Genomic DNA, 24,613 nt, shown 5'->3' with positions numbered 1-24,613 from the left:
AGGCGACTGGCAAGTACTGCGCAAGCTTCCTCGTTCATCTGTCAACACGCTGAAAAGGTTGGCAGACACACTATCCATACTCCCTTGGGAGGCGCGGCATTCTATCACGCCGACAGTTGGACGCCAGCGCGCCGCGATCTGACAGCAGGTGTATCGGGTAAGTTCGTTCTTAGACGATTGTCGACAATATTGATTTTGTCTTTGACTCCATTGCTCCGTTTAGCTAGCTTTGGCGCTATTGAAACGCAAGGTGTCGACAATATGTTGGATGCAAGCCAAGCGCTCCTGTCTGCGTCGGATGAGTCGGAAACGCTCTCGGAGAACGTCTTCCGGCGTATCCAGGCGGCCATCGTCAAAGGCGAGATCGCCCCGGGCAGCAAGATCTCCGAACCGGAACTGGCTCGCACCTATGGGATAAGCCGTGGCCCGTTGCGCGAGGCCATTCACCGTCTGGAAGGCCAGCGCTTGCTGGTTCGGGTTCCGCATGTCGGCGCCCGGGTGGTGTCGCTCAATCACGCCGAACTCATCGAGCTGTACGAAATCCGTGAATCGCTTGAAGGCATGGCTTGTCGTTTGGCTGCCGAGCGTATGAGCCTAGCCGAGATCGATGAGTTGCGCCGGGTACTGGACACCCACGAGCGCGACGCGGCGTTCCAGGCCGGCGTCGGCTACTACCAGCAGGAAGGCGATTTCGACTTCCACTACCGGATCATCCAGGGCAGCGGCAACCAGACCCTGGTCAAGATGCTCTGCGGCGAGCTGTACCAGCTGGTGCGCATGTACCGCATCCAGTTTTCCGCCACGCCCAATCGTCCATGCCAGGCGTTCGCCGAACACCATCGCATTCTCGATGCCATTGCCGACCGTGACGGCGAGCTGGCCGAACTCCTGATGCGTCGCCACATCGGCGCATCCAAGCGCAACATCGAGCGTCACTACCAAGGCGCCGACAACAATAGCCCACGAGGTGAGTCATGACTTTGAAGAGCACGCCCGGCCAGCGTTTCCGTGACGCGGTTGCCGCCGAACATCCGTTGCAGGTGGTCGGGACCATCAATGCCAATCATGCCCTGCTGGCCAAGCGTGCCGGCTTCAAGGCCATCTACCTCTCCGGCGGCGGTGTCGCGGCGGGCTCCCTGGGCCTGCCTGACCTGGGCATCAGCGGCCTGGATGATGTGCTGACCGACGTGCGCCGGATCACCGATGTGTGCGACCTGCCGTTGCTGGTGGATGTCGACACCGGTTTCGGTGCATCGGCTTTCAACGTGGCCCGTACCGTGCGCTCGATGATCAAGTTCGGCGCGGCGGCCATTCATATCGAGGACCAGGTCGGTGCCAAGCGCTGCGGCCACCGCCCGAACAAGGAAATCGTCACCCAGCAGGAAATGGTCGACCGCATCAAGGCCGCGGTGGATGCCCGCACCGATGACAGCTTCGTGATCATGGCTCGTACCGACGCTCTGGCCGTCGAAGGCCTGAACGCCGCCCTGGACCGCGCCGCCGCCTGCATCGAGGCCGGTGCCGACATGGTCTTCCCCGAGGCGATCACCGAGCTTTCGATGTACAAGACCTTCGCTGACCGCGTGAAGGCGCCGATCCTGGCCAACATCACCGAATTTGGCGCCACGCCGCTGTACACCACCGAAGAGCTGGCCTCGGTCGATGTCTCGCTGGTGCTGTACCCGCTGTCGGCCTTCCGGGCCATGAACAAGGCAGCCGAGAACGTCTATACCGCACTGCGCCGCGACGGTACCCAGAAGAACGTTGTCGACACCATGCAAACGCGCATGGAGCTCTACGATGCCATCGGCTATCACGCCTTCGAGCAAAGCCTCGATGCGCTGTTCGCCCAGAAGAAAGGCTGAAGGTTCGAGGCTGTGCAGGAGTGAGCGGCCGGTTCGCAGGTAAGACCGCTCCCACAGGGTTTTCGCAGATGCTCGATGATGCGCCGGACCTGCAGGAGTGGGTTTCACCCCACGAATGAGGCCGGCACAGGCAACCGAATTAGCCAGCAAGATTTCGATAACAAATTCAAGAAAGGAGAACACACCATGGCCGAAGCAAAAGTACTCAGTGGCGCAGGCCTGCGTGGCCAGGTGGCCGGCCAGACCGCGCTGTCGACCGTTGGCCAGGCCGGTGCCGGCCTGACCTACCGTGGCTACGATGTCCGCGATCTGGCGGCCGGTGCCGAATTCGAAGAAGTCGCCTACCTGCTGCTGTACGGCGAGCTGCCGACCAAGGCAGAGCTGGCTGATTACAAACGCAAGCTCAAAGGCCTGCGCGAGCTGCCCCAGGCCCTCAAGGAAGTGCTCGAACGCATCCCCCGCGACGCCCACCCGATGGACGTGATGCGCACCGGCTGCTCGGTACTGGGCACCTTGGAGCCTGAACTGACCTTCGAGGCCCAGCGCGAGAAGACCGACCGCCTGCTGGCCGTCTTCCCGGCGATCATGTGCTACTGGTACCGCTTCACCCACCATGGCGTACGCATCGATTGCACCAGCGACGAAGACACCCTGGGCGGCCACTTCCTGCACCTGCTGCATGGCAAGAAGCCGAGCGAGCTGCACGTCAAGGTGATGAATGTCTCGCTCATTCTCTACGCCGAGCACGAGTTCAACGCCTCGACCTTCACCGCCCGTGTCTGCGCCTCGACCCTGTCGGACCTGTATTCGTGCATCACTGCAGCCATCGGTTCGCTGCGCGGCCCGCTGCACGGCGGCGCGAACGAAGCGGCCATGGAGCTGATCGAGCGCTTCCAGAGCCCGCAGGAGGCCGTTGCCGAGCTGCTGCGCATGCTTGAGCGCAAGGACAAGATCATGGGCTTTGGCCATGCGATCTACAAAGAGTCCGATCCGCGCAACGAGGTCATCAAGGGCTGGTCGAAGCAGTTGGCCGATGAAGTGGGTGATACCGTGCTGTACCCGGTCTCCGAAGCGATCGACAAGACCATGTGGGAGCAGAAGCGCCTGTTCCCCAACGCCGACTTCTACCATGCCTCGGCGTACCACTTCATGGGCATCCCGACCAAGCTGTTCACTCCGATCTTCGTCTGCTCGCGCCTGACCGGCTGGGCTGCGCACGTCTTCGAACAGCGCGCCAACAACCGCATCATCCGTCCGAGTGCCGAGTACGTTGGCGTCGAGCAACGCAAGTTCGTGCCCATCGAGCAGCGTTGAAACAGAGCGCTCCGCGTTCCCTGCAGGAGAGGAGCAAGCCCGCTCCTGCAGGGGTGGTGCCCGCTTAGGTAAACCGTGACCGAGCCTGATAACGATATGAACACCGCATTTCGCAAGAACCTACCAGGCACCGACCTGGACTACTTCGACGCCCGCGCGGCCGTCGAGGCGATCAAGCCCGGCGCCTACGATGGCCTGCCGTACACTTCCCGCGTGCTCGCCGAGAACCTGGTGCGCCGTTGCGATCCGGCTACCCTCAACGCTTCCCTGGAGCAGTTGATCGAGCGCAAGCGCGATCTGGACTTCCCATGGTTCCCGGCGCGCGTGGTCTGCCACGACATTCTCGGACAGACCGCCCTGGTCGACCTGGCGGGCCTGCGTGATGCCATCGCCGAAAAAGGCGGTGACCCGGCCCAGGTCAACCCGGTGGTGCCGGTGCAATTGATCGTCGATCACTCCCTTGCGGTGGAATGCGGTGGTTTCGACCCGCAGGCGTTCGAAAAGAACCGCGCCATCGAAGATCGCCGCAACGAAGACCGTTTCCACTTCATCAACTGGACCAAGAAGGCGTTCAAGAACGTCGATGTGATCCAGCCGGGCAACGGCATCATGCACCAGATCAACCTGGAGAAGATGTCCCCGGTCATCCACAACGATCATGGCGTGGCCTACCCGGACACCTGTGTCGGCACCGACAGCCATACTCCGCACGTCGATGCGCTGGGCGTGATCGCCATCGGCGTCGGTGGCCTGGAAGCCGAGAACGTCATGCTCGGCCGCGCCTCCTGGATGCGCCTGCCGGAAATCGTCGGCGTCGAACTGACCGGCAAGCTGCAACCGAACATCACCGCCACCGACCTGGTCCTGGCGCTGACCGAATTCCTGCGCAAGCAGAAGGTGGTCGGTGCCTACCTGGAGTTCCATGGTGAAGGTGCCCGCGCCCTGACCCTGGGGGATCGCGCCACCATTTCCAACATGGCGCCGGAGTACGGCGCGACGGCGGCGATGTTCGCCATCGACCAACAGACCATCGATTACCTCAAGCTGACCGGCCGTGAAGAGCAACAGGTCAGGCTGGTGGAAACCTATGCCAAGACCGCCGGCCTGTGGGCCGACAGCCTGGCCAAGGCCGAATACGAGCGTGTCCTGAGCTTTGATCTCTCGAGCGTGGTGCGCAACATGGCTGGCCCGTCCAACCCCCACGCCCGCGTCGCGACCAGCGACCTGGCCGCCAAGGGGATCGCCGGTGCCTGGGAGCAAGTCCCCGGGCAGATGCCAGACGGTGCGGTGATCATCGCTGCCATCACCAGCTGCACCAACACCAGCAACCCGCGCAATGTGATCGCTGCAGGCCTGCTGGCGCGCAATGCCAACAAGCTGGGCCTGACCCGCAAGCCGTGGGTCAAGTCCTCCTTGGCGCCAGGCTCCAAGGCCGTGCAGCTGTACCTGGAAGAAGCCGGGCTGGAGAAGGAGCTGGAGCAACTGGGCTTTGGCATCGTCGCCTTCGCCTGCACTACCTGCAACGGCATGTCCGGTGCGCTGGACCCAAAGATCCAGCAGGAAATCATCGACCGAGACCTGTATGCCACCGCCGTGCTGTCCGGCAACCGCAACTTCGATGGGCGCATCCACCCGTATGCCAAGCAGGCGTTCCTGGCTTCGCCGCCCCTGGTCGTGGCCTACGCCATCGCCGGCACCATCCGCTTCGACATCGAGAAGGATGTGCTGGGTGTGGTCGATGGCAAGGAAATCCGTCTGAAGGATATCTGGCCGAGCGATGCGGAAATCGACGCCGTGGTCCAGGCAGCGGTCAAGCCGGAGCAGTTCCGCAAGGTGTACATCCCGATGTTCGCCATCGAGCAGGACACCGGGCCGAAGGTTGCGCCGCTGTACGACTGGCGTCCAATGAGCACCTACATCCGTCGCCCGCCGTACTGGGAAGGTGCCCTGGCTGGCGAGCGTACGCTGCGTGGCATGCGCCCGCTGGCGCTGCTGCCGGACAACATCACCACCGACCACCTGTCGCCGTCCAACGCCATCATGCTCGACAGCGCTGCGGGTGAGTACCTGGCGAAAATGGGCCTGCCGGAAGAGGACTTCAACTCCTACGCCACCCACCGCGGTGATCACCTGACCGCCCAGCGCGCCACCTTCGCCAACCCCAAGCTGTTCAACGAGATGGTGCGCAAGGAAGACGGCAGCGTGAAACAGGGTTCGCTGGCGCGCATCGAGCCGGAAGGCAAGGTGACCCGCATGTGGGAAGCCATCGAGACCTACATGGAGCGCAAGCAGCCGTTGATCATCGTTGCCGGCGCCGACTACGGCCAGGGCTCATCCCGTGACTGGGCGGCCAAGGGCGTGCGGCTGGCCGGGGTCGAGGCGATCGTCGCCGAAGGCTTCGAGCGCATCCACCGCACCAACCTGGTGGGTATGGGCGTGTTGCCGCTGGAGTTCCTGCCGGGCACCAACCGCAAGACCCTGGACCTGGATGGCAGCGAGACCTATGACGTGCTTGGCGCACGTACCCCGCGTGCGACCCTGACCCTGGTGGTGACCCGTCGTAACGGCGAGCGCCTCGAGGTGCCGGTGACCTGCCGTCTGGATACCGCCGAGGAAGTGTCGATCTACGAGGCGGGTGGTGTGCTGCAGCGCTTTGCCCAGGACTTCCTGGAAGCGACCGCTTAAACAGGAGCAGCACGGTCCTTGTGGGAGCGGGTTTGCCCGCGAAGCGTTCGATCAGGCAACACTGTTGCCCGTGCTCACGCTTTGGCGAGTAAACGTGCTCTCACAGGGGCGTGCAAACAGGAATTCGAACATGGCACATGTACCGCAAGTCAAGATTCCCGCAACGTACATCCGTGGCGGCACCAGCAAAGGCGTGTTCTTCCGTCTTCAAGACCTGCCCGAGCGCGCCCAGCAACCGGGCCCGGCGCGCGACGCGCTGCTGCTGCGGGTGATCGGTAGCCCCGACCCCTACGGCAAGCAGATCGACGGCATGGGCGGCGCCACTTCCAGCACCAGCAAGACGGTCATCCTCGCGCGCAGCACTCGCCCTGAGCATGACGTCGACTACCTGTTCGGCCAGGTCTCCATCGACAAGGCGTTCGTCGACTGGAGCGGCAATTGCGGCAACCTGTCGGCCGCTGTCGGTTCCTTCGCCATCAGCGCAGGCCTGGTGGATACGGCGCGCATTCCGCGCAACGGCATCGCCACCGTGCGCATCTGGCAGGCCAACATCGGCAAGAGCATCATCGCCCATGTGCCGATCACTGACGGCGAGGTGCAGGAGACTGGTGATTTCGAGCTCGACGGCGTGACCTTCCCGGCCGCCGAGGTGCAGCTGGAGTTCCTCGATCCGGCTGCCGACGAGGAGGGCGGCGGTGGTTCGATGTTCCCCACCGGCAATCTGGTCGATGATCTGGAGGTACCGGGTGTCGGGACCTTAAAGGCGACCTTGATCAATGCCGGTATCCCGACCATCTTCGTCAATGCTGCCGATATCGGTTACACCGGCACCGAGCTGCAGGATGCCATCAACGGCGATTCTGCCGCGCTGATGCGCTTCGAGACACTCCGCGCCTATGGCGCAGTGCGCATGGGGCTGATCGAGCATGTCGACCAGGCGGTGGGGCGCCAGCACACGCCGAAGGTCGCCTTCGTCGCGCCGCCGGTGTCGTACACCGCGTCCAGCGGCAAGCCTGTCGAGGCGGGCGATGTCGACCTGCTGGTGCGCGCGCTGTCGATGGGCAAGCTGCACCACGCCATGATGGGGACTGCAGCGGTGGCGATTGGCACTGCCGCGGCGATTCCGGGCACGCTGGTCAATCTCGCCGCTGGCGGCGGCGAGCGCAGCGCTGTGCGGTTCGGTCATCCCTCTGGCACCTTGCGGGTTGGGGCCGAGGCGCGCAAGGTGGACGGTGAATGGACCGTGACCAAAGCGATCATGAGCCGCAGTGCTCGCGTGTTGATGGAAGGCTGGGTGCGCGTGCCTGGCGATAGCTTCTAGCACGTCGTTGGCGCTCGGCTTGCGTTGAGAAGGGGCTGCGCTGCGGCCCCTATTCAAGGGAGCAGACAATGAGCGCCAACGTAGACCTCAACGACCGCCCGGACTACGACCGGGTCCTGCAGACCATCGCCGACTACGTACTCGACTACCAGGTCGAGTCGGTCGAAGCCCTGGATACCGCCCGCAACTGTCTGATGGACACCCTGGGCTGTGGCTTGCTGGCGCTGCGCTTTCCTGAATGCACCAAGCACCTCGGCCCGCTGGTGGAGGGCACCGTGGTCCCTCATGGCGCAAGGGTGCCCGGTACGGCCTACCGGCTGGACCCGGTCAAGGCTGCCTGGGACATCGGCTGTACCGTGCGTTGGCTGGATTACAACGACACCTGGCTGGCCGCCGAATGGGCCCATCCCTCCGATAACCTGGGCGGCATCCTTGCGGTTGCCGACCACCTTTCGCAAAAACGCGTGGCCAACGGTGAATCGCCGCTGACCATGCGAACGGTGCTCGAAGCCATGGTCATGGCACACGAGATCCAGGGGGGGCTGGCCTTGGAAAACGCCTTCAATCGCGTCGGCCTCGATCACGTGGTACTGGTCAAGGTTGCCTCCACGGCAGTGTGCGCCAAACTGATGGGCGCCAATCGGGCGCAATTGCTCTCGGCCTTGTCCCATGCCTTCGTCGATGGCCAGGCGCTGCGGACGTACCGTCATGCGCCCAATGCCGGCTCGCGCAAGTCGTGGGCGGCGGGCGATGCGTCCAGTCGGGGAGTGCGCCTGGCCGATATCGCCATGCGTGGCGAGATGGGCGTACCGGGCGTACTCACGGCGTCGCAGTGGGGCTTTTACGATGTCTCGTTCAGCCATACCAACAAGGACTTGGCGCTCAAGCCCGTCGACCAGCGCACGTTGCGTCTCCCTCAAGCGTTCGGCACTTATGTCATGGAGAACGTGCTGTTCAAGATCAGCTTCCCGGCCGAATTCCACGCGCAGACGGCCTGTGAGGCTGCCGTGACGCTGCACCCGCAGGTGCGCAATCGCCTGCACGAAGTCGATCGCATCGTCATCACCACCAACGAGTCGGCGATCCGCATCATCTCCAAGGTCGGCCCCTTGGCCAATGCGGCCGATCGTGACCACTGCCTGCAATACATGACTGCAGTACCGCTGATCTTCGGCAACCTGGTAGCTGAGCACTACGAGGACGCATTCCATGCTGCCCACCCCAGCATCGATCGCTTGCGCGAGAAGATGGAAGTGGTCGAGGAGCCGCGCTTCAGCCGGGAATACCTGGAGGCGGACAAGCGCTCCATTGCCAATGGGCTGCAGGTGTTTTTCAAGGACGGGACCCATACCGCCCAGGTGGTGGTGGAGTACCCGATCGGCCATCGGCGGCGGCGCGGGGAGGGCATACCGCTGTTGGAGGCCAAGTTCAGGGAGAACCTGGCGACGCGGTTCGTGCATCAGCGTTGTGATGAGATCTTTGCCTTGTGCAAGGATCAGGCGAGGCTGGAAGGCACAGCGGTGCAGCGGTTTGTCGATCTCTTTGTGATGTGAGCGCGCCTTGCCAGCCTCTCGCGGGTAAACCCGCACGTTGTTCCATCTGCTTGTGCCTGCCAGGCGTCCAGGGCAGTCAATGCAAGGCCCACAAAAAAGCCCCGGCATCTCTGCCGGGGCTTCTTATTACAGCTTGTAGCTTACAGCTTGCCGCTCATTATGCCTGGACCACTGGGATCTTGGCGTTGGCCGCCGCTTCGCGGAACTCGGCGATTTGGTCGAAGCTCAGGTAGCGGTAGACGTCGGCAGCCATGCTGTCGATGTCCTTGGCGTACTGCAGGTACTCTTCGACGGTCGGCAGCTTGCCGAGGATCGAGGCAACTGCGGCCAGCTCGGCCGAAGCCAGGTAGACGTTGGTGGCGTCGCCCAGACGGTTCGGGAAGTTACGGGTCGAGGTGGAGACCACGGTCGAACCGGTCTGTACACGTGCCTGGTTACCCATGCACAGCGAGCAGCCTGGCATTTCCATGCGCGCACCGGCTTTGCCGTAGATGCCGTAGTAGCCTTCCTCGGTCAGCTGGTGGGCGTCCATCTTGGTTGGCGGGGCCAGCCACAGACGGGTTGGAATGCCACCCTTGACCTTGTCCAGCAGCTTGCCTGCAGCGCGGAAGTGACCGATGTTGGTCATGCACGAACCGATGAACACTTCGTCGATCTTGTCGCCGGCGACGGTCGACAGCAGACGGGCGTCGTCCGGGTCGTTCGGCGCGCAGAGCACAGGCTCCTTGACGTCGGCCAGGTCGATCTCGATGACCGCAGCGTACTCGGCGTCGGCATCGGCGGACAGCAGCTGAGGCTTGGCCAGCCAGGCTTCCATCGCCTGGGCGCGGCGCTCCAGGGTACGGGCATCACCGTAGCCTTCGCTGATCATCCAGCGCAGCAGGGTGATGTTGGACTTCAGGTACTCGGCGATCGACTCTTCCGGCAGCTTGATGGTGCAACCGGCGGCGGAACGCTCGGCCGAGGCGTCGGACAGCTCGAAGGCTTGTTCGACGGTCAGCTCATTGAGGCCTTCGATCTCCAGGATGCGACCGGAGAAGATGTTCTTCTTGCCCTTCTTCTCGACAGTCAGCAGGCCCTGCTGGATGGCGTAGTAAGGGATGGCGTGGACCAGGTCACGCAGGGTGATGCCAGGCTGCAGCTTGCCCTTGAAGCGAACCAGTACCGACTCTGGCATGTCCAGCGGCATGACGCCGGTGGCAGCGGCGAAGGCGACCAGGCCGGAACCGGCCGGGAAGGAAATGCCGATCGGGAAGCGGGTGTGCGAGTCGCCACCGGTGCCGACGGTGTCAGGCAGCAGCATGCGGTTCAGCCAGCTGTGGATGATGCCGTCGCCTGGACGCAGGGACACGCCGCCACGGGTACGGATGAAATCCGGCAGGGTGTGGTGGGTGTTGACGTCGATCGGCTTCGGATAGGCCGCGGTGTGGCAGAACGACTGCATGACCAGATCGGCGGAGAAGCCCAGGCAGGCGAGGTCTTTGAGCTCGTCGCGGGTCATCGGGCCGGTGGTGTCCTGGGAACCGACGGTGGTCATCTTCGGCTCGCAGTAGGCACCTGGACGCACGCCCTGGCCTTCTGGCAGACCGCAAGCGCGGCCGACCATCTTCTGCGCCAGAGTGAAGCCCTTGCCGGTGTCGGCAGGCTGCTCTGGCTTCTTGAACAGATCCGAAGCGCCCAGGCCCAGTTCGGCACGGGCTTTCTCGGTCAGGCCACGGCCGACGATCAGCGGGATACGGCCGCCAGCGCGGACTTCATCCAGCAGGACTTCGGTTTTCAGCTCGAAGGTGGTGACCAGCTCGTCGCTGCCATGGCGGCGTACTTCACCTTTGAATGGATAGACGTCGATAACGTCGCCCATGGCCAGGTTGGTGCAGTCGAATTCGATCGGCAGGGCGCCGGCGTCTTCCATGGTGTTGTAGAAGATCGGGGCGATCTTGGTGCCGAAGCAGAAGCCGCCGGCGCGCTTGTTCGGCACGTACGGGATGTCGTCGCCGAAGAACCACAGCACCGAGTTGGTGGCCGATTTACGCGAGGAACCGGTACCGACCACGTCACCGACATAGGCGACCGGGAAGCCCTTGGCCTTGACCGCTTCGATCTGGGCCAGTGGGCCGACCGAGCCAGGCTGCTGCGGCTCGATGCCGTCACGGGCCATCTTCAGCATGGCCAGGGCGTGCAGTGGGATGTCAGGGCGCGACCAGGCGTCCGGGGCAGGGGACAGGTCGTCGGTGTTGGTTTCGCCAGGCACCTTGAACACGGTCAGGGTGTACTTGTCGGCGATGGCCGGGCGGGCGGTGAACCATTCGCCGGCAGCCCAGGATTCCAGGACGGCTTTAGCGTGAGCGTTGCCGGCCTTGGCTTTTTCAGCCACATCGTGGAAGGCATCGAACATCAGCAGGGTGTGCTTGAGCTGTTCGGCCGCGACGGCGCCCAGTTCGGCGTCATCCAGCAGCGCGACCAGCGTCTCGATGTTGTAGCCGCCCTGCATGGTGCCCAGCAGCTCGGTGGCATGCTTGCGGTCGATCAGCGGGGATTTGGCTTCGCCCTTGGCGATGGCGGAGAGGAAAGCGGCCTTGACGTAGGCGGCTTCGTCGACTCCTGGGGGAACGCGGTGGGTGATCAGGTCTACGAGGAAGGCTTCTTCGCCGGCCGGCGGGTTTTTCAGCAGCTCGACCAGGCCTGCAGTTTGTTCGGCGTTAAGCGGCTGGGGCACGATGCCCAGGGCGGCACGCTCTTCGATGTGTTTGCGGTAGGCTTCAAGCACAGTTATTACCCTCATCAGTGGTCCCTAAAGGGGAGTCCGGGACGCTCATCCAGCATTCTTTGCACCCATGCGCAATGACGGCTTTGTGGGCCGCCCAGCCAGGGTCGCAGAGAATCCTTACAGAAGCTGCTTTCAAAGTTTTACGCCTGTAGAACGGTGAGCTGATGAGGGCTGGCGCGGGCCATGCACGGTGGCATGCCCCGGCCAACGCCGTTCTACCGGATGAACTGTGCTCGTGACGCTTTGAAAACAGCTTCCAACGGACATTGGTGCCTTGAAAAGGCGGTGTGATTCTACGGGAAAAAAAGGGCGAACGTAAGGCGGCGCATACGACTTTAACGAGTGACCCTGCTTAGACAAAGGGCTAACATTGACGGGTGTTCCACCGCCAGGCTGTTGTCTGTACATGTCCAACCACTCCATCAAAACCCCTTGCGTAGGGCTCTGTTCCACGGTCTATGGCGACCTGGTATGCCGGGGTTGCAAGCGCTTTCATCATGAAGTGATCCACTGGAACAGCTACGACGAGGACGAAAAACGTGCCGTCTGGCAGCGCCTGGAGCAATTGCTGGTGCAGGTGATGATGGCCAAGCTGGAAGTGTTCGACAAACAACGCCTGCGCCAGCAACTGGAGCAACGTTCGATTCGTTTTCTGGCGCACCAGTCCGAGTATTGCTGGGCCTATCAGTTGATCGCCCGCGGCGCGCGCATGATCCGGGACCTGGAAGCCTACGGCATGGCCTTGCTGCCAGAGTTTCGCGACTGGGAGCTGCCGCAGTTGCGCGATGCCATTGACCGGGAGTTTTTCCTGCTTTCCGAAGCGCACTACCAACGCTACATCGCGCCGTCCTTTCTCAAGCAGGCGCTGGGTTAGCCCGCCGACCGCGAGCAGGGGCGCCGCGCAGGCGCCCGTCCAGCGAACTCAGTCGCCGCTGTATTCGCAGCCGCTGGTGCAGGTTTCATGGATGCGGACCTTCGACAGCTCCGGCAGCAGGGGCTTGACCTGGTCCCAGATCCACTTGGCGATCACTTCGCTGGTGGGGTTCTCCAGGCCCGGAATGTCGTTCAGGTAGTTGTGATCCAACTGTTCGTAGATCGGCTTGAAGATCGCCTTGATCTCGGCGAAGTCGCGAATCCAGCCGGTGTGAGGGTCGAGCGGCCCGGTCAGGTGCAGGCCGACCTTGAACGAATGGCCGTGCAGGCGACCGCACTTATGCCCGGCGGGAACGTTGGGCAGGCGGTGGGCCGATTCGAAAGTAAATTCTTTGAAGATTTCCACGCTTTAGAGACTCTTGAAAACAATGCTGGCATGCAGTTTATCAGCATGCCCGTTACAAGGCTTGCAGCTGTTCATGCAGCCGCCCGGTGGTGATCAGCTCCAGCAGTTCGTCGCCCAGGCGCCGGCTCTCGGCAATGGCCTTGTACCAGTAACGCTTTCGCGCAGGTGCATCGTCCATGAAGCGTTTGAAGTCGTTGCGGTCTGGCAGCTTGCCGTAGGGCAGAGCGGCCAGGTACTGGGGCGATGGCGTCATCAGCAGCACGTTCTGCAGACGCGTGGCATCGCCGCGGCGCCAAGGCAAGGCTTTATCGAACCAGCCGGGCACCACTTTGTCGGTGAAGTGCGGGTAGAGCACAAGGTCGTCGCCCTGGTAGGGCAGGTCCAGGTGATAGTCGAGCAGGCCGCCGTCGCGGTAGGTGCCGGCGCCTGCGCCGGGAATGTCACGTACGCCTTCCATCACCATGGGGATCGAACCTGAGGCGAGCAGGGCTTGGCGCAAGTTGGCCAGGTCCAGTGGCAGGCAGCGCGACGGGAAATCGGTCAGGGCGTCCAGCGGCGGCGCGGCACGCCCGTCGTGCAGGATGACCCGCTCGAAGTGCCGCGCCAGGCGCGAGCGGCCCAGCAGGTTGTTGGCGATCACCGAGGACAACCCCATGCCCAGGCGAGCGCGATGGTCGTCGGCGAGCAGGCCGTGGCTTTTGACCACCATGATGTTCAGGCGGTAATGCGGGTTGGCGAGTATCTGCCCATCGCGGCCTTGCAGCAGTTCATCGAGCATGCGCGTGCAGCTTTGGCTGACTTCGGTCGGCGTCACGCCTTTGGCAAAATTTTGCTCGGTGTACAACTCACCCAGGCGGCGCAGGCCATCGACGGGGTCGCTCAGGCAAGCACTGGCGAAGCGCCAGGCACCGATCGAGGCACCGATCAGTGCGCGTTGGCGCGGGGCCGAGGGCAGCCACTCACCAAACAGCGCCAGGTCCAGCCCTTGGATGCCCAGTGGCTTGGGGCCACCAGCGGCGCCTGGCAATACGCCCACATCGGCTGCCCGCAGGCCGCGCTCGCGGATCTGGCGCAAGGCGCGTTGGCCTGCCTTGAAGGTCAGGGCGGGGTACTTGATGTGGATGGCGCTCATGACAGATCTCGCAGGCAACAAGCGGGTGATTATAAAGGGGATTGTCTGTATCGGCCTTTTCGCAGGCAAGCACGCGCCCACAGGTGTGGTCTGCGGGAGCGGGTTTACCCGCGAAATGGGAGACAAAGCTGCGCTATCATGCGGCCAGCTGTTTTCAGGTTGGATTAAGGACCGCGGGGTAATCTTAACCCCGTAGACAACTTGCTGATCTCGATGGAGAGAGAACCCATGAAAACTTTGACTGCCCTGTTCACTGCCGCCGCCCTCGCTTTCGGTGCCAATGCTGCCTTCGCCAAGGACGTTCAGCCCGATGAAGTGGTGAAGTTGGTCAATGCCAAGACCATCAAGTCCCTGGACGAGCTCAAGGCTGCCGCCGTAGCCAAGCACCCGGGTGCCACCGTGACCGACTCCGAGCTTGAGAACGAGTACGGCCGCTACATCTACAAAGTCGAGCTGCGCGACACCCAGAACGTCGAATGGGACGTGGACCTGGACGCCAAGACCGGTGAAGTCCTCAAGGACGAACGAGACAACTGATGAGTGATCTACCGCGAACGGCGCGCTACCTGGCCCTGGCCCTGATGGCCGCCTGTTCGCTGGCCGGTGCTAGAGATCTGGACCAGGATGAAGCCCTCGAACTGCGTCAGAAGGGCATCATCCTGCCATTGGAACACCTGCTCGAATCCGCCCTGGGACGTTATCCCGGGGCGCGTTTGCTGGAGGCGGAGCTCGAAGAGAAACATGACCGATACGCCTACGAGGTCGAGTTGCTGACCCCGGCCGGCGTGGTCCGGGAGATCAAGCTCGATGCCCGCACCGGTGAGCTGCTCAAAGACGAGGAAGACGACTGAATGCGCCTGCTGCTTGTCGAGGACAATGTCCCCCTGGCCGACGAATTGATCGCCGGCTTGCAGCGCCAGGGGTATGCCGTGGACTGGCTGGCCGATGGCCGTGACGCGGTGTACCAGGGCCAGAGCGAACCTTACGATCTGATCATCCTTGACCTGGGGCTGCCCGGCCTGCCGGGGCTCGAGGTACTGAGCCAGTGGCGCACCGCCAACCTGGCCACGCCGGTGCTGATCCTCACCGCGCGCGGCTCCTGGGCTGAACGTATCGAAGGGCTCAAGGCCGGCGCCGATGACTATCTGACCAAACCTTTCCACCCCGAGGAGCTGCAACTGCGTATCCAGTCGTTGTTGCGTCGTGCCCGGGGGCTGGCCAATCAGCCGACGCTGGAGGCCGCTGGCCTGCACCTGGATGAAGGCCGTCAATGTGTGATCCGCGAAGGTGTCGACATTCAACTGACTGCTGCGGAGTTTCGCTTGTTGCGCTACTTCATGCTGCACCCGCAACAGGTGTTGTCCAAGAGTCACTTGGCCGAGCACCTGTATGACGGCGAGACCGAGCGCGACTCCAACGTGCTGGAAGTGCATGTCAACCACCTGCGTCGCAAGCTGGGTCGCAGCGTGATCGAGACCCGCCGCGGCCAGGGTTACGTGTATGCCGGGAGCGCGGCGTGAGGTCGATCCAGGCACGCTTGAGCCTGGGTCTGGTGGCCGTGCTGGTGGTGGTCGGCCTGGTCCTGGCCCAGCTGAGTCTGTGGCTGTTCGAGGTCGGCTTGCAGCGTTACCTGGAGGCCGGCCTGCGCAAGGAGAGCGAAAACCTGCTGGTGGCCCTGGTGCGCGGGCCGTCAGGGCTGCAGCTGGACGAGCGACGCATATCGGCGGCCTATCAGCGCCCTTTTTCGGGCTATTACTTTCGCATCGACTTCGACCAAGGCACGTGGCGCTCACGCTCGCTATGGGACTTGGACATGCCCAAGCCTGCGGCTGCGGGGCTCGAGGATGGCCTTGAGCTAGGGCCGGAGGGCCAGCAATTGTTGACCCTGCGTGCAGACTACCGACGCCTGGGCCAGGACATCTCGATCAGCGTGGCCCAGGATTACTCCCCGGTGCGCGAGGGCTTCAGGCGCATGCAACAGATCGGTCTTGGCATGGGGCTGGTGGCGTTGGTGTTGGTGCTGGTGCTGCAGCGCCTGACCGTGACCCGCTCGCTACGCCCGCTGGAGCGGGCACGTCAGCAGATCGCTCAGTTGCAGCAAGGCCAGCGCTCCCAGCTCGATGCCCAGGTGCCCAGTGAGCTGCAACCTTTGGTGGACCAGATCAACCACCTGCTGGCGCACACCGAGGACAGCCTGCGCCGCTCGCGTAACGCCTTGGGTAATCTCGGCCATGCCCTGAAGACGCCGCTGGCGGTCCTGCTGAGCCTGGCGGCCAGTGAACGCCTGAAGGGCTTGCCGGACGTACGTGAGCAACTGCGCGAGCAACTCGAGCAGATCCAGCAACGCCTGGCCCGTGAACTCAACCGTGCGCGTCTGGCCGGCGACGCGCTGCCCGGTGCGCAGTTTGACTGTGACACCGAGCTGCCGGGCTTGCTCGGCACCCTGGGCATGATCCATGGCGAAGGGCTGCTGCTTGAACGCGACGTGCCACCGGGACTGTTGTTGCCATGGGACCGCGAGGATCTACTGGAACTGCTCGGCAACCTGCTGGACAACGCCTGCAAATGGGCCGACAGCGAGGTGCGCCTGGGTATCGCGCCGACGGTCGAGGGTTATCAGCTGTGGGTCGACGATGACGGCCCTGGCATTCCCGAAGCCGCGCGTCTGCAGGTTCTGGAGCGGGGCTCGCGCTTGGATGAGCAGGTCGATGGGCATGGCCTGGGCCTGGGCATCGTGCGCGATATCGTCGAGGCTTGGGGCGGGACGTTGGCGCTGCTGGAAAGCCCGTTGGGCGGTTTGCGGGTGAGTATCGCGCTGCCGCGCAAGGGGCGTTGAAGGCGCCACGGGCAGCACCTCGATTGGTTCACTGTGGGGTCTGCCACGGCCCATCGCAGGCTTCGCCAGCGCCCATGAGGACCACCGTCAGCCCTGTATTGGCCGGTAAATCCACTTCCACGAGGCCACCGTAACGCCTGGCACTGCAAAAAAATTGCAGTACAGCGGCACTTTTTTGAATTGGCCCGCTTGCTATCACACCCGGCACAATCGCCGCCATGAAACTTCGTGTTTCCATCTCCAGGGACGGAGCCATTAAGCTATTGCATTGGCAATACAAGCCCAGGCCCGTTCGGCTGGGCTTTCTTTTCAAATCAAGAAGAACACGATCGACTGCCCTGATGTCTGCCTCGCGTCCCGAAAACCGTCTGCAGCGCTTATTGCCTGCGCCCCTGAACATCCCTCCCAAAGAATGGTTGCGTGCTGGCCTTGGCGCGCTGCTTGGCCTGCTGCTTGCCGGAACCCTCGTCAGCCTGGCCTATGGTCCCTCGGTCGCCCTGCACCTGCTCGGCCCCCTGGCCGCCTCGGCAGTGCTGGTGTTCGCGGTGCATTCCGGGCCGTTGGCCCAGCCGTGGCCGGTGCTGGGCAGCTATGCCGTGGCCTGTATCGTGGGCTTGGTGATGCGTCATTACCTGGGCACTGAACTGTGGGTCGCAGCCAGCGCCCTGGGCCTGTCGATCGTGATGATGTGCCTGTTACGCTGCCTGCACCCTCCAGGTGGCGGGGTGGCGGTAGGTGCCGTGCTGGCGGACCCGGGGCTGACGGCCCTGGGCAACCATCTGCTCGAGCCGATCGTGCTCGATGCTTTGATCCTGATTGTCGTGGCGGTGCTCTACAACCGTCTCACCGGCGTGCGCTACCCCAAGGGCCCGTTGCCGCGCAAAGACCTGCACCACACCCACGATCCGCTGCCCAGCGAGCGGGTCGGGGTGAACAGCGAAGACCTGGATGTCGCCTTGGAAGAATTGGGCGAGTTCGTCGATGTTACGCGCGATGAGCTCGAGCGCATCATCCTGGCCACCGAGCAGCATGCCCTGCAACGCAGCCTGGGCGGTATCACCGCGGCCTCGGTGATGTCCCGTGACGTGCAGTTCGCGTCGCCGGCCACCACCTTGGAGCAGGCCTGGAAGATGCTTGCCAACCACCAGCTCAAGACCCTGCCTGTACTGGAAGGAGGGCGTTTGGTGGGCATTGTCAGCCTCAGCGACCTGGTCGGCCCGGCCATGGCCCGAGCACGTTTCAGTTGGCGTGGGCTGTTCCGTCGCCCGGTGGTGCGTATGGAGCAGGTGATGAGCCGCCGGGTCATCAGTGTCAGCAGCCAGCATCCGCTCGATCGCCTGTTGCCGTTGCTCAGCGAGCAGGGCCTGCATTGCCTGCCGGTGCTCGAGGATGACAAGTTGGTCGGCGTGATCACCCAGACCGATCTTATCGCCGGGCTCAAGCGGCACCTGCTCAACGCCGCCGCGCAACGTTCAGATAATCGGGTCCCAGCGCTGTGACCAATCGCTATCACCGGTGGCCACCAGCCGGCGCAGCACATTGAAGGCTTGCTGCAAGGCCTCGCTGTCGCGCTTGCGGGCGTAGACAAGAAAGGTCGGGTAGGTGAATTCCGGCGCCTGTGGAACCCGCTCGACCACGCCTTTTTCCAGATAGGCTTGCACCACCCGCGTCCGGAAATAGCCGCTACCCCCTTGCTCGAGGATGAACTGTAACGCCAAGGGGCCCAGGTTGAAGCTCAGCGCCGGGCGTGCGCAGTCGGGCAGGGCGGCATCATGCTGGCGACGGAAGGCCTCGCCCCAGTCGATGTAGATATAGGGCTCGGGTTGACCGACCCGGCGCACGCGGATCAGCTTTTCCTCCATCAATTGCTCCACCTGCAGCCCCGGGCCGTAGGTCGGCTGGTACACCAGCGCGGCATCGAGCAGGCCCATTTCCACCTTGCGCAGCAACGACTCGCCATCGCTCACCTCGCTGCGGATGGCGTGGCTGGGCAATTCCCGGTGCAGGGCGCTGACCCAGGCGAGCATCATCGGGTTGGCCAGGCTCACCTCGCCCCCCACGTGCAGCACTTGCTGGCATCCTTGGGGCAGCGGCAGGTCGCGGCGGGCGGCCTCCCAGGTCTGCACCATCTGGTTTGCGTAGATGATGAACGCCTCGCCGTCGCTGGTGAGGGTTGCGCCGTTGCGGCTGCGGATGAACAACTGGCAGCCCAGTTGCTGCTCGAGGCGTTGTACCCGCGCGCTGATGGCCGTCTGCGATACGAACAGGCGTTCGGCGGCGGCGACGAGGCTGCCGCAGCGCACGATTTCCAGGAAGGTACGGGCCTGGTCGATATCCATTGAAACGGCTCTTTGGCTCACGAGAAGCCCTATTCTAGGCCTCGTGCTGTAGCGGGGCGACAACCCCGTGCAATCTTGCATATCGGTTGCGACTTAAGTCCGATGGCGGGCGCGGGGTACCGGTCCATACTCGGGGTTCGCCCTTCAATAACAACAAGTACCGGGTTGCAAATCGCCATGACCTACCAGCACAGCTACGCCCACTCCATCGCCGACCCCGCTGCCTTCTGGGCCGAACAGGCCGAACACCTGGCCTGGCATCGCAAGCCTTCGCTGACCCTGCAGGAGAACCCCGACGGCACCCACCGTTGGTTCGCCGATGGCCGCCTGAACAGCTGCCACCTGGCCCTGGACCATCAGATCGAGCAGGGCCGCGGCGACCAGCTGGCGTTGATCTACGACTCGCCGGTGACCGGCGTGCAACAGACCTTCACCTACCACCAGTTGCGAGATGAAGTGGCCCGCCTGGCCGGCCTGCTCCGGCAGCTGGGCGTGGGCAAGGGCGATGGGGTGATCATCTACATGCCCATGGTGCCCCAGGCCGCCATGGCCATGCTGGCCTGCGCGCGAATCGGTGCCGTGCACTCGGTGGTGTTCGGCGGCTTTGCCGCCAACGAACTGGCCCTGCGCATCGATGACGCCCGACCCACGCTGCTGCTCACCGCCTCCTGCGGCCTGGAGTTCGACCGGGTGATCGAATACAAGCCGCTAGTCGATCGCGCCTTGCAACTGGCCAGGCACCAGCCGCGTCATGTCCTGGTGCTGCAACGCCCGCAGGCCCACGCCACCCTGCAGCCGGGACGCGATCTGGACTGGCAGCAGGCGCAGGCCGGTGTCGACCCGGTGCCCTCGGTGGAGCTGGAGGCGGGTGATCCGCTCTACATCATGTACACCTCCGGCACCACCGGAAAACCCAAGGGCATCGTGCGCGAGAACGGCGGTAACGCAGTCGCCCTGTGCTATGCCATGCGGCACATCTACGGTATGCAGGCTGGGGACGTGTGGTGGGGCATTTCGGACGTGGGTTGGGTGGTCGGGCATTCGCTGATCGTCTATGGGCCGTTGATGAATGGCTGCACCACAGTGTTCTACGAAGGCAAGCCCATTCGCACCCCGGACGCCTCGGCCTATTGGCGCGTGGTTGAGCAGTACCAGGTCAATGGCCTGTTCTGCGCCCCCACCGCCATGCGGGCGATCCGCAAGGAAGACCCGGACGGAGCGCTGATCCGTCGTCATGATTTGAGCTCGCTGCGCCAGTTGTTCCTGGCCGGGGAGAAACTGGATTCGAGCACCCATCAATGGCTGGAGCGGGTCAGCGGCAAACCGGTGCATGACCATTGGTGGCAGACCGAGACGGGCTGGCCGGTCACCGCGCCCTGCGTCGGCCTGGAGGGCAGCGCGGCGCGGCCAGGCTCGAGCAATCGTGCGGTGCCGGGGTACAACGTGCAGGTGCTCGATGACGAGGGCCGACTGTTGGGGCCGAACGAGCAGGGCGCGATCGTCATTGCCTTGCCCTTGCCGCCCGGTTGCAGCCAGACCCTTTGGGGTGATCACGAGCGTTACCTGCAGGCTTACCTGCACCCCCACCCGGGTTACTACCACACCGGTGACGGCGGTTACCTGGACGATGACGGCTTTGTCTACATCATGGGGCGCACTGACGATGTCATAAACGTCTCGGGCCATCGCCTGTCCACGGGTGAAATGGAAGACCTGGTCGCCCGCCATCCGGCGGTGGCCGAATGCGCAGTGATCGGCGTTCATGACGAGATCAAGGGCCAGGTACCGCTGGCGCTGGTAGTGCTCAAGGACGGCGATGGGATCGGCGAGCAGCAGTTGCAGGCAGAGCTGGTGGCCAGCGTGCGCGAGCACATTGGCGCCTTGGCGTGTTTCAACCGCGTGCGTCTGGTCAAGCGCCTGCCCAAGACCCGTTCGGGCAAGATCCTGCGCGCGGTGCTGCGCAAGATCGCCGATGGCCAGGACTACGTGCCGCCTTCGACGCTGGACGATCCGGCGGTGCTCGTTGAAATCGAAGGGGTATTGGCGGATCTGCCCAGGGCGAGTTGACTGGGCAGTGCGAAGCGTGCGCTCAGTCAGGCCCGACCTGATGCAGTTGCCCCAGGCGGCTGCGGGTACGCATCAGGTCGGCGAGTGAGCCGCCCAGGCTCTCTGCCAGCGGCCGCTTGCCGATCACTGTCACGGTCTTGTCCTGGTCGTACAGCACGTCCACCAGATTGACGAAGCGTTGCTGCGCGGCCAGCGAGCATTCGGACAGGTCGTCCAGCCCGTCGATGATCCACGCGTCGAATCGCTCGGCCAACGCCAGATAGTCGATTACCGCTGTGGCCTGTTCGCACAGGTCGGCAAAGGCGAACATCACCGCTCGTCCCTGGCTGGCCAGGGCGCGCAGGTTGCGTTTGTTCACCTCCAGCAGGACTGGCTGCGCGACCGGAAGCGCCAGGCTCTGGCGCTGGTTGGCATCGCCAGGCCACAGGTAATGCCCTTGGGTGAAGCGCTGATGCGCGCGGTTCGCCGGCAGGCTGCGAAAGTCCGTGTCACCGCCGACTTCCAGCACCTGCATGCGGCTGTGGATCAGGCGGATCACCGGCAGGAAGCGCTCGTGATACAGCGGGTTGGGCAGCAGCCCCTCGGGGGCGTAATTGGAGGTCACCAGCAGGCACACGCCGCGGTCGAACAGAGCGTTGAACAGGCGGGTGAGCAGCATGGCATCGCCGATGTCATGGACATGGAATTCATCGAAACACAGCACTTGGCAGTGATCGAGCAGTTCGTCCAGCGTTGCGCCCAAGGCATCATTCAGCGCTCGGTTGCGGTGCATGCCCTGGTGCAGGCGGGCGAAGAAATCGTGAAAGTGCAGGCGGCGCTTTGCCTCGACCGGCACGGCCTGGAAGAACCCGTCGAGCAGCCAACTCTTGCCACGCCCCACCGAGCCATGCAGGTAGAGACTGCGCGCCTGGCCTTGTTACAGCAGGGCCAGTTGTTCGGCCATGGCCTGGATGACGCGACGTTGCCCGTCGCTCAGCTGGTAGCCGCGGCTGTCGGCCTTGTCCTGAAAGAACGCCAGGAGTCTGTTGTCAGTGGGCGACTCGTTGCGCAAGCGCTGCTTGAAATGACGTAGCGGCATCGGAAGCCAGGCGGACACGTGCGGGTTCCTCGTTGCGAAGGCGGGCAGGGCAGCTTGCAGGAGGCTGGCGCTGTGAGCAATCGAGAATATGCCTAGGGATGATCGTGAAATGCGATGGGTCTAGGCGCTGAAGGCGTTGGAAACTGCGATAAATAAACAAAGCTTATTTGTGAAATACGATAAATCGATTTTTCTTATCCAGTGCAAATTGCTTCCATGCGCTCATGCATCACTCCTTCACAAAATCAAAACCGCCGGAGAAGATCATGACCAAAGCCGAAGCCCTCCCGCTCGCCCCGCCAGCCCTGGGTGAGCCCTACCTGCTGACGCCAGGCCCGCTTACCACCTCCAAGGCCACCAAAGAGGCCATGCTGCGCGACTGGGGCTCATGGGACGGTGATTTCAATCGGGTCACGGCCGAGGTTCGTCAGCAACTGTTGAGCATGGCCGGCGTGGAGGATGACAGCTTCGCCTGCGTCCCGCTGCAAGGCAGCGGCAGTTATTCGGTCGAGGCGGCCCTGGCCACGGCCATCCCCAAGGACGGCAAGGCCCTGGTCCTGATGAATGGTGCCTACGGCCAGCGCGCCAGCAAGACCCTCGAATACCTCGAGCGCGCCTACATCACCCTGGACAAGGGCGACTACCTGCCGCCCCAGCCGGATGAAGTCGATGCGCTGCTCAAGGCCAACCCGGACGTCACCAACGTCTTCATCGTCCACTGCGAGACCAGCTCCGGCATCCTCAACCCGCTGCGCGCCATCGCCGACGTGGTCAAGGCCCATGGCAAGAGCCTGATCGTCGATGCCATGAGTTCCTTCGGCGCCGTGCCCCTGACCGTTCAGGACATCGCCTTCGATGTGCTGGTCTCGTCTGCCAACAAATGCATCGAAGGCATCCCGGGTTTTGGCTTCGTGATTATCCGTCGCAGTGTGCTGGAGGCCGCCAAGGGCCGCGCCAACTCCCTGAGTCTGGACTTGTTCGAGCAGTGGGCCTACATGGAGCGCACCGGACAATGGCGCTTCACTCCGCCGACCCACAGCGTGGTGGCCTTCCACAAGGCCTTGGAGCAGCACCGTGCCGAAGGTGGCGTGGCGGGCCGGCAAGCGCGCTACACGCGCAATCGCGATGTGCTGGTGGCCGGCATGCGCGAGCTAGGCTTCAAGACCTTGCTTGAAGACTGCTGGCTGTCGCCGATCATCACCACGTTCTTCAGCCCTGAGCATCCGAATTTCGACTTCAAGCGTTTCTACGACGAACTCAAGGCCCGCCAGTTCATCATCTACCCCGGCAAGCTGACCGTGGCCGAAAGCTTCCGCATCGGCTGCATCGGCCAGATCGACGAACACATCGTTCACCAACTGCTGCGTGCCATCGCCGACGCTCTTCTGGCGATGGGCGTGGACATGCAACGTCCAGCTGCCTGAGTCGGCCCTGTCGAGGCGGCACGCTTAGCTGCCTCGACGCTTTCCCATACCGTTGACCTGGATTCCTTGCGCGGATCTTGGGTGCCTGTTAGCGATTTCCGGAGCCACCACGATGCACTACGAACAGCCTTCCTCGTTGCAAGCCGCGATTCTCGACTGGGCCGGTACCGTCGTCGATTTCGGCTCGTTCGCGCCCACCCAGATCTTCGTCGAAGCCTTCGCCGAATTCGGTGTGAGCGTTTCCCTGGACGAAGCCCGTGGCCCGATGGGCATGGGCAAGTGGGATCACATCCGTACCCTGTGCGATGTGCCCGAGATTGCTGAGCGCTACCGCAAGGTGTTCGGTCGTACACCGACCGACGACGACGTCACAGCCATCTACGAGCGCTTCATGCCCCTGCAGATCGAGAAGATCGCCATGCATTCGGCGCTGATCCCGGGTGCCCTTGAGGCCATCGCAGCGGTGCGTGACAAGGGGCTCAAGATCGGCTCCTGTTCCGGCTACCCGAAAGTGGTGATGGACAAGGTTGTGGAACTGGCCAAGCACAACGGTTATGTCGCCGATCATGTGGTGGCCACTGACGAAACACCCAATGGCCGACCATGGCCCGCCCAGGCTCTGGCCAACGTGATTGCCTTGGGCATCGATGACGTCGCCGCCTGCGTCAAGGTCGACGACACCTGGCCGGGCATCCTCGAAGGCCGTCGCGCCGGCATGTGGACCGTAGCCCTTACCTGCTCGGGCAATGCCCTGGGCCTGTCCTACCAGGCCTACAAGTCGTTGCCGGCGGCCAAACTGGCCGAGGAGCGCGCGCGCATCGTCAAGATGTTCGAGCCGTCCCGTCCACACTACCTGATCGACACCATCGCCGATTTGCCAGGGGTGATCGACGACATCAACCAGCGTCTGGCCCGGGGTGAAACACCGCAAGCCTATTGAGCGGCGCACAACG

At 63.4% G+C, this 24,613-nt stretch carries 19 protein-coding genes and 1 pseudogene; 15 read left to right on the top strand and 5 right to left on the bottom strand.

Annotated features, from left to right (window positions below; translation table 11 throughout):
- Nucleotides 1–261 precede the first annotated feature (261 nt).
- The 6 genes from J5X93_RS17385 (at nt 262) to prpD (ending at nt 8,738) form a co-directional block, all read left to right on the top strand.
- The gene (locus J5X93_RS17385; RefSeq protein WP_250033748.1) at nt 262–978 is read left to right on the top strand and encodes a GntR family transcriptional regulator; all 717 of its coding nucleotides are present in this window, start codon (nt 262–264) and stop codon (nt 976–978) included.
- On the top strand, nt 975–1,865 hold the full coding sequence (gene prpB / locus J5X93_RS17380) for a methylisocitrate lyase (protein WP_182942687.1): 891 nt from the start codon (nt 975–977) through the stop codon (nt 1,863–1,865). Before J5X93_RS17385 ends, prpB begins: the two co-directional genes overlap by 4 nt.
- A gap of 186 nt (nt 1,866–2,051) precedes the next feature.
- A complete protein-coding gene (prpC, locus tag J5X93_RS17375) occupies nt 2,052–3,179 on the top strand; it encodes a bifunctional 2-methylcitrate synthase/citrate synthase (RefSeq protein WP_043214001.1) in 1,128 nt (375 codons plus the stop codon).
- A gap of 96 nt (nt 3,180–3,275) precedes the next feature.
- Nucleotides 3,276–5,864: a Fe/S-dependent 2-methylisocitrate dehydratase AcnD gene (gene acnD / locus J5X93_RS17370; protein WP_043213999.1), complete on the top strand. Its 2,589-nt coding sequence runs from the start codon at nt 3,276–3,278 to the stop codon at nt 5,862–5,864.
- A 130-nt stretch (nt 5,865–5,994) separates the two neighbouring features.
- Complete coding sequence (gene prpF, locus J5X93_RS17365; RefSeq protein WP_182942689.1) at nt 5,995–7,185, top strand: 2-methylaconitate cis-trans isomerase PrpF; 1,191 nt, start codon at nt 5,995–5,997, stop codon at nt 7,183–7,185.
- A 68-nt stretch (nt 7,186–7,253) separates the two neighbouring features.
- Nucleotides 7,254–8,738 (top strand): 2-methylcitrate dehydratase, encoded by a 1,485-nt coding sequence (prpD, locus tag J5X93_RS17360; protein WP_182942691.1) that lies wholly within the window; start codon nt 7,254–7,256, stop codon nt 8,736–8,738.
- A gap of 157 nt (nt 8,739–8,895) precedes the next feature.
- Here prpD and acnB read toward each other — a convergent pair whose 3' ends face one another.
- Entirely contained in the window at nt 8,896–11,505 is a 2,610-nt protein-coding gene (gene acnB, locus J5X93_RS17355; RefSeq protein WP_043213992.1) for a bifunctional aconitate hydratase 2/2-methylisocitrate dehydratase, read from the bottom strand.
- A 406-nt stretch (nt 11,506–11,911) separates the two neighbouring features.
- On the opposite strand from acnB, the gene J5X93_RS17350 reads away from it, so the two are divergent.
- Nucleotides 11,912–12,379, top strand: a complete 468-nt coding sequence (locus J5X93_RS17350; RefSeq protein ID WP_070574025.1) for a DUF1289 domain-containing protein — start codon at nt 11,912–11,914, stop codon at nt 12,377–12,379.
- A 48-nt stretch (nt 12,380–12,427) separates the two neighbouring features.
- On the opposite strand, the gene queD is transcribed toward J5X93_RS17350, so the two are convergent.
- Together queD and J5X93_RS17340 are read right to left on the bottom strand one after the other, a co-directional pair.
- Nucleotides 12,428–12,784, bottom strand: a complete 357-nt coding sequence (gene queD / locus J5X93_RS17345; RefSeq protein ID WP_043213989.1) for a 6-carboxytetrahydropterin synthase QueD — start codon at nt 12,782–12,784, stop codon at nt 12,428–12,430.
- A 52-nt stretch (nt 12,785–12,836) separates the two neighbouring features.
- Nucleotides 12,837–13,916 (bottom strand): hypothetical protein, encoded by a 1,080-nt coding sequence (locus J5X93_RS17340; protein WP_043213988.1) that lies wholly within the window; start codon nt 13,914–13,916, stop codon nt 12,837–12,839.
- A gap of 228 nt (nt 13,917–14,144) precedes the next feature.
- Between J5X93_RS17340 and J5X93_RS17335 the strand changes: the two genes are divergently transcribed.
- The 5 genes from J5X93_RS17335 (at nt 14,145) to J5X93_RS17315 (ending at nt 18,251) form a co-directional block, all read left to right on the top strand.
- A complete protein-coding gene (locus J5X93_RS17335; protein ID WP_043213984.1) occupies nt 14,145–14,453 on the top strand; it encodes a PepSY domain-containing protein in 309 nt (102 codons plus the stop codon).
- A complete protein-coding gene (locus J5X93_RS17330; protein ID WP_090346855.1) occupies nt 14,453–14,767 on the top strand; it encodes a PepSY domain-containing protein in 315 nt (104 codons plus the stop codon). Before J5X93_RS17335 ends, J5X93_RS17330 begins: the two co-directional genes overlap by 1 nt.
- Nucleotides 14,768–15,436 carry a response regulator transcription factor gene (locus J5X93_RS17325; protein ID WP_070574033.1) on the top strand — a complete coding sequence of 223 codons (669 nt, stop codon included), beginning with the start codon at nt 14,768–14,770 and terminating at the stop codon, nt 15,434–15,436.
- Nucleotides 15,433–16,752 carry a sensor histidine kinase gene (locus J5X93_RS17320; RefSeq protein WP_043213977.1) on the top strand — a complete coding sequence of 440 codons (1,320 nt, stop codon included), beginning with the start codon at nt 15,433–15,435 and terminating at the stop codon, nt 16,750–16,752. Before J5X93_RS17325 ends, J5X93_RS17320 begins: the two co-directional genes overlap by 4 nt.
- A 341-nt stretch (nt 16,753–17,093) precedes the next feature.
- Nucleotides 17,094–18,251, top strand: coding sequence for an HPP family protein (locus J5X93_RS17315; protein WP_182815588.1), 1,158 nt, complete (start codon nt 17,094–17,096; stop codon nt 18,249–18,251).
- On the opposite strand, the gene J5X93_RS17310 is transcribed toward J5X93_RS17315, so the two are convergent.
- Nucleotides 18,225–19,091 (bottom strand): LysR family transcriptional regulator, encoded by an 867-nt coding sequence (locus J5X93_RS17310; RefSeq protein WP_090346853.1) that lies wholly within the window; start codon nt 19,089–19,091, stop codon nt 18,225–18,227. The genes J5X93_RS17315 and J5X93_RS17310 overlap by 27 nt on opposite strands.
- Nucleotides 19,092–19,268: 177 nt before the next feature.
- Between J5X93_RS17310 and J5X93_RS17305 the strand changes: the two genes are divergently transcribed.
- On the top strand, nt 19,269–21,158 hold the full coding sequence (locus J5X93_RS17305) for a propionyl-CoA synthetase (protein ID WP_090346905.1): 1,890 nt from the start codon (nt 19,269–19,271) through the stop codon (nt 21,156–21,158).
- Between the two features lie 22 nt (nt 21,159–21,180).
- Here the strand turns inward: J5X93_RS17305 and zapE are convergent.
- A pseudogene (zapE, locus tag J5X93_RS17300) lies at nt 21,181–22,254 on the bottom strand (cell division protein ZapE).
- A gap of 248 nt (nt 22,255–22,502) precedes the next feature.
- Between zapE and J5X93_RS17295 the strand changes: the two are divergent.
- Together J5X93_RS17295 and phnX are read left to right on the top strand one after the other, a co-directional pair.
- Nucleotides 22,503–23,660, top strand: coding sequence for a 2-aminoethylphosphonate--pyruvate transaminase (locus tag J5X93_RS17295; protein ID WP_102082618.1), 1,158 nt, complete (start codon nt 22,503–22,505; stop codon nt 23,658–23,660).
- 112 nt (nt 23,661–23,772) lie between these two features.
- On the top strand, nt 23,773–24,600 hold the full coding sequence (phnX, locus tag J5X93_RS17290) for a phosphonoacetaldehyde hydrolase (RefSeq protein WP_090346850.1): 828 nt from the start codon (nt 23,773–23,775) through the stop codon (nt 24,598–24,600).
- Nucleotides 24,601–24,613 lie beyond the last annotated feature (13 nt).

The organism is Pseudomonas sp. BYT-1, assembly GCF_023611805.1.
GTDB lineage: Bacteria > Pseudomonadota > Gammaproteobacteria > Pseudomonadales > Pseudomonadaceae > Aquipseudomonas > Aquipseudomonas guariconensis.
The sequence above is the reverse complement of the archived record's forward strand: the minus strand, read 5'-3'. Positions and strand labels throughout refer to the sequence as shown.